The sequence below is a fragment of the Carboxylicivirga agarovorans genome (genome assembly GCF_050589845.1).
Lineage (GTDB): Bacteria > Bacteroidota > Bacteroidia > Bacteroidales > Marinilabiliaceae > Carboxylicivirga > Carboxylicivirga agarovorans.
The window spans coordinates 23,841-38,246 of record NZ_JBNGPA010000046.1; the positions used below are offsets into that span (position 1 = coordinate 23,841).

Here is a 14,406-nt window from a genome sequence, read left to right on the forward strand (position 1 = left end):
ACTCTTTCTTACTTTGCGTTTTCTTCGATGTAAGCAACAGCGTCACCTACAGTACCGATGTTCTCAGCCTGATCGTCTGGAATAGCAATGTTGAATTCTTTTTCGAATTCCATAATTAACTCTACAGTGTCAAGTGAGTCAGCTCCTAAGTCATTAGTGAAGCTTGCTTCTGGAGTAACTTCAGTCTCGTCAACTCCTAATTTGTCTACGATAATTGCTTTTACTCTTGATGCAACGTCTGACATAGCTCTAAGATTTTTAAATTAATACTAAAAAATGTTCTTAAACAACTTTGCAAAGAAATACATTTGTGGATAATAATTCAAACTTCGTGTAAAGAAAATGACATTTCATGGTCATTTTTGCCTATTTTTGTCACAGTTTTTTGCTTTTTTTAAAGCTCGCAAATATAAGAAAATGAAAAAGATAGTTCTGTTTGCATCCGGTTCTGGATCAAATGTAGAAAACATTGTTAAATATTTTAAAGAAAACACAAAGGTCGAAATCAGCAAGGTTTACACAAACAACGCAAACGCCTATGTTATTGAGCGTTGCAAGAATCTCAGCATTCCTTGTAGTATATTCGGTCGAAAAGAGTTTCGTGAAAATCTGTCTGTTTTAAACGATATTCAGACCATTCAACCTGACTTAATCGTACTGGCAGGCTTTTTATGGCTTGTGCCACCAGCTTATGTTCAGGCTTTTCCTAATAAGATAATTAATATACATCCGGCTTTACTACCTAAATATGGAGGTAAAGGCATGTTCGGCCACCATGTTCACGAGGCCGTAGTCGCAAATAAGGAAAAAGAATCAGGCATAACCATTCATTATGTCAATGAAAAATACGATGACGGCAATATCATTCGGCAAGAGAAATGTACTTTAGACTCAAACGATACGCCCGAAGACGTAGCTTCAAAAGTACATGCATTGGAATATGAATATTTCCCCTTGGCAATAAAAGAAATCTTAAAGGCATAAAAAAAGGAGCTTAAGAGCTCCTTTTTTTATATCTGTATTAATTTTCCTTAGTAATTTCTTTCACCGGCAACTGCAAAGAGTCCAATTGATGTTTTAAAGGCTCTATAAACATCGTAAAGGCAGGCATATTTTCTTCCTTAACCGGATTAACCGGTGGGGCATCAATTTTCAATGGATCAACCGGCTTGCCGTTTTTATACACCCTGAAATCAAGGTGAGGGCCTGTTGATAATCCTGTTGAACCTACATAACCGATTAACTGACCTTGCTTAACATGAGTTCCTTTTGATATGCCTTTTGCAAAACCATGTAAGTGCATATAAACTGTTGTATAGACACTATTGTGTTTTATCTTTATATAATTACCGCCTCCCCGCTTCTGGTAGGCACGTGCGATAACACGTCCATCACCCAGTGCATAAACCGGTGTACCGGTAGGAGCGGCATAATCAATGCCATGGTGCGGACGACGTATCTTTAGCACGGGATGCAAACGACTATGAGAAAAACGACTGCTGATTCTTGAAAACTTTAGCGGCGCTTTCAAAAATGCCTTACGCAAGCTTTGTCCCTGCTCATCAAAAAAGTGCTCAACACTATCTTCAGCATAACTAAAAGCGTAATAATCCCTCCCCCTGTGATTAAACACCGCTGAATGGATTTTACCAATACCAATACTCACACTGTCAACGTATTGCTCATCGTAATATACCTTGAAATTATCACCTTTCTCAATACCGAAAAAATCAACTGTCCAGGCAAATATTTCCGATAATTCAATGGCTAGCAAAGGATTAATATCATGCTCCGTCATGGTAACCCATAAGGAGGAGTTAATGACACCGGTAGCGGTTTTGGGGACAATACGTGTTTCTTTTACATCACGATACACATGTATCGAGTCAGTCAATGAAACCACCATATAATCGGTATTGTCAATCGCATAAACAAAATGATTTAACTGCTTAAGTGTATCCTGACTGTAAAATAAGGTATAACGATTACCAACCTTGATCTTTCTAACGTCAAATACCGGTTTTGTTTTCTCAACAATGGTATTAATAGTTGGATAGTCTACACCTGCCTTCAAAAACACATCTGCAAGAAACTGGTTACGCTTGATGGTGCTTTCCTCAATGGCAAATGAATCAACCGGAAGTCCATATAATAATTCAGGCTCAGGAATCTCAATCACACTTAGCGAATCAAGGGTTTCTTCCGTTACTGGTGATACCGGATGCTTATACCTGTGAATGGCGAAATAAATGGCAGGTATTACAAGTATTGCCACAACAACGGCAACTATTAGTTTCTTTTTGATCATTAGAATTTGTTTTGAAGTGCATGCAAGTTAATAATAGTTGATTAGTTTTTCAGGCAACAAGAGCAAGTTTATTACTCCACGCCTCATAATCATTTAGTAAAAAAATGATACTAGATCTTTATCTTATCAAAACCCTGCCCATAAACACCCATCACAGTACCTACAGTAATAAAAGCGTCAGGATCTATTTGCTTTACCACTTTAAATATTTCCTGTGTTTCATTTTTACGAGCTATAACCATCAGTACCTGACGATCTTCCCCAGAATAGCCCCCTTTTCCATGGAGAATGGTAAGACCTCTCTCTGCTTCGAATATGACTGACTTTCGCAACTCCTCAGGCTTGCTGGAGATAATAAAGAACTGAACCGTTTGTTTATTACCCGAAATAACCATATCCACAGTATAAGCCAATATAGCCATGGTCATAAAACCATAAACTACCGTTTCAATGGAAGAGGACTGGACCAGAAAAAATGAAGATGAAATGATCAATACATCCATACCCAGAAGCAATCGACCAAGGCTTATATTCTTATACTTATTAATAATCATGGCAACAATATCAATCCCCCCGGTACTGCCTCCATTAACAAATACAATACCTGCACCAAGCCCCCCAAGGATGCCTCCAATAATAGCATTCATCATCACCTCTGAAACAACAGGCTCAATAAACATGGGGCGCAGCACGCTTAAAAGACCTGAAAATACTAAAACACAATAAATGGTTTTAATACCAAAGGATGCTCCAAGTATTCGTATGGCTAACAGTATTAAGCCAATGTTGATGACCAGGGTTGTTAAGCCCACATCCCAGCCTGCAATAAAATAAATAATGGTGGCTATACCGGTTAATCCTCCACCAACTATCTTGGCTGGTATTAAGAAAGCTGTCCAGCCTAAGGTACCAATAGCCAAACCAATGGTTAGCATTACATAGCTCCGTAGCTCTTTCAATATGGCTGTTTTGTTTTGCATGCTTTTATAATTTACTCTTCAGACAATATAACCTAATTACAACTTTGATCTAATATGAATATGTTTAACACTCAAAAAAAGCCTACAAGAAAAATATCTTGCAGGCTTTATATTAAAGTGTATTTTATACTCCAAACAGATATTAGCCTACCACAATATTAATAATCTTCTTAGGTACGATAATAACTTTTCGAACAGTTTTACCTTCTAACCATTTGGCAGCTGAATCATGTTCCATCACCGACTTCTCAATATCGGCATTGCTCATATCAGCCGGCAGATCGATCTTAAAGCGCATTTTTCCATTAAATGAAACCGGATAGGTAACCGAAGACTCGACCAGGTAACTCTCATTCAATTGGGGCCACTGCGCATCACAAATCGTAGTGTCATTACCAAGACTATGCCACAACTCTTCACACATATGTGGTGCAAAAGGTGCCAGCAATGCTAATAAAGGCTCTAGTATCTCACGTTTGTTACATTTTAAATCATTCAGTTCATTCACACAGATCATAAATGCACTTACGCAAGTATTGAAAGAGAAACGCTCAACATCTTCAGTAATCTTCTTTATTGTACGGTGCAAGGCTTTTAATTCATCAGGACTTGCTTTCTCATCGCTAACACTGAACACATCATCCTTATAGAATAAACGCCATGTTTTACGAAGGAACTTATGTACTCCGTCAATCCCATTTGTATCCCATGGTTTTGACTGCTCCAATGGCCCTAAGAACATTTCATATAAACGCAAAGTATCCGCACCATAATCTGCAATTATAGTATCAGGATTCACTACGTTATACATTGATTTGGACATCTTTTCAACAGCCCAACCACAAATGTATTTGCCATCTTCCAGTATAAACTCGGCATTGGCGTAATCAGGACTCCACTTTTTGAATGCCTCCATATCCAATTCATCATTACGAACGATATTAACATCAACGTGAATTGGCTGCACATCATGTTCTTTGCGCAAATTGTAAGAAACAAATGTATTGGTTCCTTTTTTACGATACACAAAGTTAGATCGCCCCTGGATCATTCCCTGGTTGATCAGCTTTTTGTATGGCTCATCTTTTATCACTTCTCCGATATCGAACAAGAACTTATTCCAGAAACGTGAATAAATCAGGTGACCTGTGGCATGCTCCGTACCTCCAATGTACAAGTCAACATCCTGCCAGTACTCATTAGCTTCTTTACCTACCAGTGCATTATCATTTTTAGGATCCATATAGCGCAGGTAATAGGCCGACGAACCGGCAAACCCTGGCATGGTATTTAATTCCAGTGGATATCCTTCTTCTGTTTCCCAACCTTTGGCACGTCCCAATGGTGGCTCTCCCTGCTCCGTTGGCAGGTATTTGTCAATTTCAGGCAATTCCAAAGGTAACTTTGAGTCATCCAGCATGTAAGGCATATCATCCTTGTAGTACACTGGAAATGGCTCACCCCAGTATCGTTGGCGGCTAAAAATAGCATCGCGTAAACGATAATTCACCTTCACTTTACCAATACCTTTTTCCGCTATGTATTCTTTGGTTTTAGCAATGGCATCCTTTACATCCAAGCCATCGATGATACCTGAATTAACCATGGTACCTTCCTTAGAGTCAATTGAATCATCCCAGGTCGCAGGATCTGTTTCTTCAGCTCCCACGGGGATTACCACCTGGCGGATTGGCAGGTTAAAATGCCTGGCAAACGCAAAATCACGCGAATCATGCGCAGGCACAGCCATAATAGCACCGGTTCCGTAGCCTGCCAATACATAATCACTGATCCAAACCGGTATTTCCTCATTGGTTAACGGATTGATGGCATAGGCACCTGAAAATACTCCGGTTACCTTTTTAACCTCAGCCATACGCTCACGCTCGGTTCGTTTCTTTGTTTCAACAATATATGCATCAACAGCAGCACGCTGCTCTGGTGTTGTTAGCTGGTCCACCAACTCACTTTCCGGCGCCAAAACCATAAAGGTAACACCATATACCGTATCGGCACGTGTGGTAAAGATTTCCATCTCCACATCTGAATCTTTGGCTTTAAAGGTCATTTCTGCGCCTTCCGAACGACCAATCCAGTTGCGTTGTATTTCTTTTAACGAATCACTCCAGTCTACATTATCCAATCCGGTCAATAAACGATCGGCATAGGCTGACACGCGCAATGACCACTGACGCATTACTTTCTGCTCAACAGGGTGACCTCCCCTAACAGACAACCCCTCCTTCACCTCATCGTTGGCCAACACAGTACCTAAAGCAGGACACCAGTTCACCATTGTATCAGCCAGGTAAGCCAAACGGTAGTTTAGTAAAATCGATTGTTGCTCTTTCTCATCTTTAGCCTGCCACTCTTCTGCGCTAAAACTTAACTCCTCGCTACAAGCCAGATCCAATCCTTTAGTACCGCTTTTCGCAAACACCTCAATCAACTCGGTAATCGGGCGCGCCTGCTTTGCCTGATTACAGTAGTAATGGTTAAACATTTGAATGAAGGCCCATTGCGTCCAGTGGTAATACTTTGGATCACAGGTCTTCACCTCACGGTCCCAATCATAGCAAAAACCAATTTTATCGAGTTGTTCGCGGTAACGGTTCAGGTTATTTTCTGTAGTAATAGCCGGATGCTGTCCTGTTTGGATGGCATACTGCTCAGCCGGTAAACCATAGGCATCGTAGCCCATAGGGTGCAATACGTTGAATCCGTTTAAACGCTTGTAGCGGCTGTATATATCTGAAGCTATGTAACCGAGTGGGTGACCTACGTGCAAACCAGCTCCCGATGGATAAGGGAACATATCTAACACATAGTATTTCGGACGACTGTTGTCCACCTCCACTTTGTAAACTTTGTTATCGCTCCAGTGCTTTTGCCACTTTTGTTCTAACTCTTTAAAATTGTATTCCATGATATAAGATTGACTTCGTGCGCCTTGCACACAATACTTTTCTATTCACTTTTTCAAAGTGCGAAATTAGTAAAACTTATTAAAAGGATATCGGACAATGGCTCATGAAAAATATCATTTTGGAAATATTCATTTATTGATGCTCCAACAGGCCCAACCTAACCCGGATACTGACATTATTAATATTAGTCAAAGTAATCCTTATATTGGCGGGGAAAATAATATCGAAGTAACATTCATTATCATAGCCTTAACTTATATGTCATTACCGTTTCATCATCAATAATAATATCCAGATAACCTGAGCGATGACCTTCCGCATCAATTAATAAGGTAATTACATCACCATTCCTTTGCACATCAGCATCCTTCATATATTTCATGCCATGAAACGCATAATGAAAAACATGCTTTCTATCTCTGGTCGTTTTAAACTTAATGATGATCCTTTGCTTACTGGTCTTCTTTAACACCCCATTCATTGGAGACAATAATTCTATATCCTTCTTAAAGAATGTATGATAGAAAAGCGGCTGTTGCGAAAAGTCTTTTAATGTCAGTTCAGTGAAATTCCACTCCTGCTCTTCAGGAAAGTGATTATAAGTGAAAATGGCAGGCTCTACCGCATAAAAGGCGGTAGTAAAAGCAGGCACAAACTTCCTTGTTTTGTAATCAACATGCCCTGCTCCCCATGTTGCGTCAACAAAGGACCACTCATCGTCTATACGAATGGCATTCCAGGCATGATCCGGTTCAGAGCGTACCTTACCAATATCATTCAAATGGCTTCGTGAATATCCGCTTATGACCTCACATTCTATTCCACAGGCCTGGCAAAGCAAACGATATAACTCTGCATAGCCCTGGCAAACCGCTTTCTTCTTTTTTAAGGTACTCCTTGCCAATTCATCTCTGAGCGCTTTCTCCTTTTGATATTTCTCTGCTTCGTTTCTGTATGAAAAATGTGCAACACGCTGAACCTGGCCAGAAAAAAGAGCCTTGGCATCATACTTTATATGCATTGCCATCCAGGTATAAATTGCAGCGGCCCGGTCATAATCGTTCTCAAAATCAGTGATGATACGTTCACTTAGGGTTTCATACAGACTGAAGGAAGATGGATAGGTATCTACCTTGTCGATTACTTCCTGATCAATCTGGGCCAGTATAAATTGACCTGTCATCAGAAACAAACCAAGTAACAATTCCTTCATCATGATCACCAACCTTATTAATTCAACTCCGCTTCCTTATCTCTTTTGATCAGATTATAGATGGTAGATTTACCAATATCCAATTTAGCTGCCACCTTTAGCACATTATTATTGTATTTTTTCAAGAAGTGACGAATAATGGATTCGGTGTATTCTTTCAGTGTCATTTCGCGACCAAACATTTCCATCTCACCCTGTGTCGAACTAAAAACAACATGCTCTTCATCTATGATATTATTATTGGTCAATACAGCCCCCAACTCGACTACTGCCTTTAATTCACGTACATTACCAGGGAAGTTATATCCCAGCAATTTCTTTTTGGCGCGTGGTGTTAAATCAATTTTCTTAAGACCATTCTCCTTGCAAAACGTTTTTAAAAAGAAATTACTCAACAATAAAACATCTTTATTACGATCTTTTAGTGCCGGCAGATGAATGGGTAAACCTAACAAACGATAGTACAAATCCTCACGGAAATTACCTTTGCGTGACTCTTCGGCAAGATCTTTATTGGTAGCTGTTATTATACGCGTATTTATTTTAATGACCGCATTACCTCCAACGCGGGTAATTTCACGTTCTTGTAATACCCGCAGCAATTTAACCTGCAGGTTAAAATCCATCTCGCCAATCTCATCCAGAAAGACCGTGCCTCCATCAGCCTCCTCAAATTTTCCTTTCTTGGTATTGATGGCGCCCGTAAAAGCCCCTTTTTCATGACCAAATAATTCACTTTCTATTAATTCACGGGGAATGGCTCCCATATTGACCGCAATAAAAGCTTTATCCTTACGTGGCGAATTATAATGAATGGTTTTAGCTATTAACTCCTTACCTGTTCCTGTTTCACCGTATACCGACACATTAATATTTGGTACATTGACCGCTTTATCGATTAAAGCATAAACCGCTTTAATAGCAGGACTGTCGCCTATGATCGCATTCTTATAGTCATACTTATTCCCAATCTCTGTTTTTAACTGGGTTATTTCATTTCTTAGCGATTTATTGGTCTTGATGTTGTTAATCGCGTGAAGCAGCCGGTCTTTGATATTCTCATCCTTGGTAATGTAATCGTAGGCGCCTTCTTTCAACAATTGAACAGCTGTTGAAATATCGTCCTGCCCGGAGATAATGATGACGTCAATCTCAGGATTAAACTTTTTTATCTTTTTCAGGATCTCATTCCCGGTATAATCAGGCAAGCCTAAATCGAGTGTGACCACATCCGGATTATCACCCAGATTCTTAATAAAGTCCTTACCGTTGAAATAAGTACTTACCTCATAATCAGGATTGAGCTTTAAGGTATGCTCAATTAATTTATTAAAAACCCTGTCGTCCTCAATTATGCTAATTCTCATATCCAGTCCTGTTCTTCTATCCCAAGGCATGAGTGCCTGAGCTTCATATTTCGTAAATTTAAAAATTGTTTTGGCTCTTATGGGCTATTTTTGACGATTAATGAAATATTTTTGCCAAATAAGAGTTTATTAAGTTAAAAAGTTATTACTTAAGTAAAAGCTATTATTTTTGAATGTTTAGAAACTGTTGAAGTTTTGCATCTTAAATACCTAAAGTCGAAAAGAATTCATGATTCTTAGAAAGATCAGCATTATACTTATCCTTGTGTCTCTATTGGGCTGCAGCACCAAGAAAAACACATGGCTAAGCCGTAATTACCATAACCTGACTGCCTATTACAATGTGTATTTTAATGGCAGAGAAGCATTCAACAATGGTGACAAAGCCATTATTGAGAGCTACCAAAACGATTATTCCAATATTCTTCCTGTCTTTGAAGCATCAGATCCGGATGCTGCAAGTGTTGCAAGTGGTGATATGGACCGGGCCATAGAGAAAGGACAAAAGCTGATCAAAAAGCATTCTATAACAGCCAAACCTAAAAAGCGATCCAGAAACAATCAATATGCAGCCGAATTCTACAGTAAAAAAGAATTCAACGCCTGGGTTGATGATGCTTATGTATTAATGGGTAAGGCACAGGTTTACAAACACGAACAGTCTTTGGCCATACGAACACTTCAGCAGGTAATTCGTGATTTCCCCAACTCTGAATCAATGTACGAGGCTTTAATATGGCAGGCACGCGCTTACACTGACAGAGGCGATTATATTGGAGCTATGGCTGCTCTTGAAAGCTACGACCTGGGCGGTAATGCTCCTACTGAATTTTATTCAGACTACATGGCAACCTACGCCAACTTATTATTGGTTCAGGAAAAATACATTGAAGCTATTCCATACCTGCAAAACGCTTTATCTGACGAGAAAAGTAAACACAAAAGACTGCGTTATTCATACATACTCGGACAGTTGTATTTGATGAACAACCAGCGCGAGGAAGCAGCAGAATCATTTGGCTATGTGGCAAAGGCCAGCACCAACTATGAAATGACTTTTAATGCCAAGGTTAATCAGGCGTCAATTATCTATGCCAATGCCGACATTGACGAAGTAAAAAAACAATTGCACAAGCTGCGCAAAGACAAAAAGAATAAAGATTATCTCGACCGCATCTATTTTGCATTTGGTAAAGTAGCCTTACAGGAAAACCTGGAACAGGAAGCTTTACGTAACTTCAAAAAGTCTGTTAGCGCCAGCGTTGACAACGAAAACCAAAAGGGTTTATCCTATCGTGAAGCTGGCGAGATCTATTACGGACGCATGGATTATGCCAATGCTTACTTTTACTACGACAGTGCCCTTGTATCCATTGATGAAGACTATGAACAAATTGAAGAATTAAAAGAACGCCATTATGGCTTAAGCGGTTTGATCGATCACTTGCTGACAGTACAGCGTGAAGACAGCTTGCAACGCCTGGCCGATATGAGTGAACCGGTTCTTTATGCCTACCTGGATGATATCATCGCCAAAAAAGAGGCCGAACAAAAGCGCCTTGAGAAAATGCAGCAAGAGGAAAGCATGAGTGATGCTTTCTTTTACCAGACTTCAAACATGAGGGATGCAACCGGCCAAAGCGGCAAATGGTACTTCTACAATCAGAATTCCATGGGCATGGGAAAACTGGAATTTGAAAAGCGATGGGGAAAACGAAAACTGGAAGATAACTGGCGACGTAAAGACAAGAGTAAGGTTGATGTCGAACAGCAGGCTGCAGACGATCCGTTTGCCTTACCTGACGACCCTTTTGCCAATCAGGGTAAAGATGATGAAAAAAAGGAACAAAGTGAGGAATCAACCACCACAACAAACGTAGCCATACCAAGCCGCGAGCAATTACTGGCAGATATACCTTTAAGCGATGAAAAACGTAAAGCTTCAGATGAAAAAATTGAAGAAGCTCTTCTTGAACAAGGTCTTGTTTTTATGGATCGCCTGGAGAACTACCCTAAGTCCATTGAAGCCTTAGAAGATCTGTTAAGCCGCTACCCTCAAGCAGAATCGCGTGACGAAGCGCTTATTGCCTTATATAATGCCTACCGTTTAAATGATGACAACGCAGGTATGCTGGCCACTAAAAAGCGTATTGAACAGGAGTTTCCTGACCATCGTTTTGTGGCTTATCTTAATGATCCCGATTTCTTCAATAAAATTCAGGAAAAGAAAGAGCAGGAATCAAAGGCTTATGAAGACACGTATGAAGATTTCCTCTTTGGACGTTTCGACATTGTGATTGCCGGCAGTGACAAAGCCATAGCCGAATCAGGTGTAGATAGTAAGCTCACCAACAAATATCATTTGCTACGCGGTTTATCATACGGTAAAAAAGGTGATGTTGAAGCATTTAAATCTGACCTTAATACCATAATCAACAACGACAATGATAGCGAAGAGGCCATACTGGCAGAGGCGCTACTAAAACACCTGAATGAAGGCAAAGCACCTGTGCAGGGAACACTTTTCTCTGCATCGCCAGGTATTACCTCTCAAAGCCAGACACAATCTGACGATGGCATTGAGGCGCCTGAACAAACCGCCGGCTTTGTATATGTTGAAGTGGAGCCCTATGAGCTTATTGTAATGGGTATCGCCACTGAAAACATTAACCGTGCCGTATACAATGTCGCTGATTACAACTTTTCACGCTACCTGTTACACGACTTCGAAATTCAGGAAAAACGACTGCTCGATGGCTCTGTTGCCTTAACGGTATCGGGCTTCTCCAACAGGGTTGAAGTAATGGATTATTTCTACGGTCTCCGCGAAAACCCACACTTCTTTGGATTTAAGCGCGTAACAAATAACATTGTTTGCTTATCAGAAAGCAATACTAGTAAATTCTATCTCTCAGGCCTGGTAAAAGATTACATTGAGTTCTTTGAGAAGTATTACCTGCAACACGCCGACCAAAAAGAGTTGGAAAAAGTAATGCTTAAGGAAGAACCTGCAAGCGAGGAGCTAAACACGAGCGATACTGCGGCACTTCAACAAGAAACGGCCGAAGAAGAAGCCCGATCAACGAATACAAACACTCAAACGGCAACTGAAGAATCAATTGAGCAGGCAGAAAATAAGTCTGAAGAAATACAAGCTCAGGAAGCTAGCGAAAAAACAGAAGAAGCAGTAAGCAAAAAACAAGAAACATCACTGGAGAGTGAGGTTGCCGCGATAACGCCTCCTGCTAAAGAATCCGAAGCCGAAACAACCGCCAGTGATGCGGAAGATATTCAAGAAAGTGTTGCCCCGGCTCAAGCAGAGCCTGTATCAATATACAGCAGTTTACCAGATGAAAAACACAGCGTTCTAATCATCGTCAGAAAAACCCGCATTGATTACAATAAACTTCAAAGGAACTTCGCTTCATATACCCGAAACAACTTTGGCACCGATAAAAAGGTGAGTTTACTTGAACTTGGAACAGATTATCGAATGGTTCAGGTTGACGGATTCAGTAATGCCGAAGAAGCCAGGGCCTATATCAAAGGCATGGAAAAATATCCATATCTGACACGTGATATCCTGCGCAAGGAACACTATATCTGGCCAATTTCAGAAAGTAATCTGAAAAAGCTGAATGAGACGGTTGACATTGATGCATATGACACTTTCTTCAAAACGAATTATTAGTAGCTTTGTTAGTATGGTGTAGTTTTTGCTAAACTATGCCTCTGCATTAAAGAAGATAGCTTATGAATGAAAGTGGAATTAAAATACTATGGGTCGATGATGAAATAGAACACCTGAAAGCACACATTCTTTTCCTGAAAGAAAAAGGCTATGAGGTTGAAACTGCCACCAATGGCTACGATGCATTGGAATTGGTAAAATCTACTTTTTATGATCTTATCTTTCTGGATGAAAACATGCCGGGCATAACTGGTCTGGAAACACTTTCTCAGTTAAAAGAGCTGCGCTCTGAAGTACCGGTTATCATGATAACCAAAAGTGAAGAGGAGGATATCATGGATCAGGCTATTGGCAATCAAATCGCCGATTATCTTATTAAGCCCGTCAACCCACGACAGATATTGCTCTCCATTAAAAAGCATCTTGATAAAAAAGACCTGGTTACTAAAACGACTACTTCGGGCTACCAATCACAATTTGGTCAAATTGCATTGCAAATAAACGATTCATTTACACACAATGACTGGGTCGACATCTACAAAAAGCTAATATACTGGGAACTGGAACTGGAACAGGGCGACGGCACAATGGATGAAGTACTGGGCATGCAGAAAAACGAAGCAACTCAGACCTTTACCAAGTTTGTCAAGAAGAACTACCTCAATTGGCTCAATAAGCAGGATGAAGCTCCGTTAATGTCCAATAACCTGGTTAAAGAAAAGGTATTGCCTCTGCTAAACAAGGGGGAAAAAGTGTTTTTTATCGTCATCGATAACTTCAGGTACGATCAGTGGGAGGTATTAAAAAAAGTCATTGCCGCCGACTACCTCGTAGAAGACGATAATCCCTATTACAGTATACTACCAACTGCTACTCAATATGCCCGGAACTCAATATTCTCAGGTCTGATGCCATCACAGATCAAAGAAATGTTCCCTCAATACTGGGTGGATGATGATAGCGAAGAGGGCAAAAATAAATACGAAGGCGAACTATTGGGGACTCTACTGGAGCGATTTCGCCTGAAACACAGCTATGCCTATCGTAAGATCTCTGACAGTGATGCAGGCAAAAACCTGCTGGATGAATTACACATATTACTCAACAACGATTTAAATGCAGTCGTGTTTAACTTCGTTGACATGCTATCGCATGCGCGAACCGAAATGAAGATGATCAAAGAACTGGCGCGTGATGAAGCAGCCTATCGCTCTTTAACCCAATCATGGTTCGATCATTCATCGCTCAAGGAGCTTCTGCACCGACTAAAAGACGAAAACATTAAAGTAGTATTGACAACAGATCATGGTACCACACGAGTGCAAAATCCGGTTAAGGTTATCGGCGATCGAAACGTCAATACCAACCTACGATATAAACAAGGCAAAAACCTTTCGTATAAATCAAAAGAAGTATATGAAATATTGAAGCCGGGAGAAGCCTCCTTACCGCGATACAACGTTTCTACGGCCTATATCTTTGCCTGCAACAACGATTTTTTTGCCTATCCCAATAACTACAACCATTACGTCAGCTATTATCGCGACACCTTCCAGCATGGCGGCATTTCACTGGAAGAAATGATCATACCATGCGTTACAATGAGAGGTAGGAAAAGTTAGTTAGGCCATTAGATCGATAGGTTTTTAGACAAAAAAGCAGACTTAGAATTAATTAATCCCCCTCAGGCATTCGGCCGGTTCCCCCAATGGTAATGGCATTAAGTTAAGGCTGATGGTTTGAAACAGTGACTTTGTTTCAGACTTTCAGCCTGATATTTACATTGTTATTATTTTCAAGGGGCGATGCCCACGAGTGTTCGAAAAGATTCAAACATTCACATATATAGTGTTTTGCAAGCTGTAAATCAGCTCTCCTCCTGGCAAGGAGGAGTACCTCGACGAAGGAGAGGGGAGGTGG

General features: G+C 40.3%; 9 protein-coding genes. 3 read left to right on the forward strand and 6 right to left on the reverse strand.

Annotation, left to right across the window (positions count from 1 at the left end):
• Window positions 1–8: 8 nt before the first annotated feature.
• A complete protein-coding gene (locus tag ACRD69_RS23380) occupies window positions 9–245 on the reverse strand; it encodes an acyl carrier protein (protein ID WP_200466673.1) in 237 nt (78 codons plus the stop codon).
• Between the two features lie 172 nt (window positions 246–417).
• Here ACRD69_RS23380 and purN point away from each other — a divergent pair, with 172 nt between their 5' ends.
• Entirely contained in the window at window positions 418–984 is a 567-nt protein-coding gene (gene purN / locus ACRD69_RS23385; RefSeq protein ID WP_430817572.1) for a phosphoribosylglycinamide formyltransferase, read from the forward strand.
• 37 nt (window positions 985–1,021) lie between these two features.
• Here purN and ACRD69_RS23390 read toward each other — a convergent pair whose 3' ends face one another.
• The 5 genes from ACRD69_RS23390 to ACRD69_RS23410 form a co-directional block, all read right to left on the reverse strand.
• Window positions 1,022–2,308 (reverse strand): peptidoglycan DD-metalloendopeptidase family protein, encoded by a 1,287-nt coding sequence (locus tag ACRD69_RS23390; RefSeq protein WP_430817573.1) that lies wholly within the window; start codon window positions 2,306–2,308, stop codon window positions 1,022–1,024.
• Between the two features lie 110 nt (window positions 2,309–2,418).
• Entirely contained in the window at window positions 2,419–3,288 is an 870-nt protein-coding gene (locus ACRD69_RS23395) for a YitT family protein (protein WP_430817574.1), read from the reverse strand.
• A 142-nt stretch (window positions 3,289–3,430) separates the two neighbouring features.
• A complete protein-coding gene (gene leuS, locus ACRD69_RS23400) occupies window positions 3,431–6,214 on the reverse strand; it encodes a leucine--tRNA ligase (protein ID WP_430817575.1) in 2,784 nt (927 codons plus the stop codon).
• A gap of 242 nt (window positions 6,215–6,456) precedes the next feature.
• Window positions 6,457–7,431, reverse strand: a complete 975-nt coding sequence (locus ACRD69_RS23405; RefSeq protein ID WP_430817576.1) for a transglutaminase domain-containing protein — start codon at window positions 7,429–7,431, stop codon at window positions 6,457–6,459.
• 14 nt (window positions 7,432–7,445) lie between these two features.
• Window positions 7,446–8,795, reverse strand: a complete 1,350-nt coding sequence (locus ACRD69_RS23410; protein WP_430817577.1) for a sigma-54-dependent transcriptional regulator — start codon at window positions 8,793–8,795, stop codon at window positions 7,446–7,448.
• A 229-nt stretch (window positions 8,796–9,024) separates the two neighbouring features.
• Between ACRD69_RS23410 and porW the strand changes: the two genes are divergently transcribed.
• Window positions 9,025–12,486 (forward strand): type IX secretion system periplasmic lipoprotein PorW/SprE, encoded by a 3,462-nt coding sequence (porW, locus tag ACRD69_RS23415; protein ID WP_430817578.1) that lies wholly within the window; start codon window positions 9,025–9,027, stop codon window positions 12,484–12,486.
• Between the two features lie 62 nt (window positions 12,487–12,548).
• Complete coding sequence (porX, locus tag ACRD69_RS23420) at window positions 12,549–14,108, forward strand: T9SS response regulator signal transducer PorX (RefSeq protein ID WP_430817579.1); 1,560 nt, start codon at window positions 12,549–12,551, stop codon at window positions 14,106–14,108.
• Window positions 14,109–14,406: the final 298 nt, after the last annotated feature.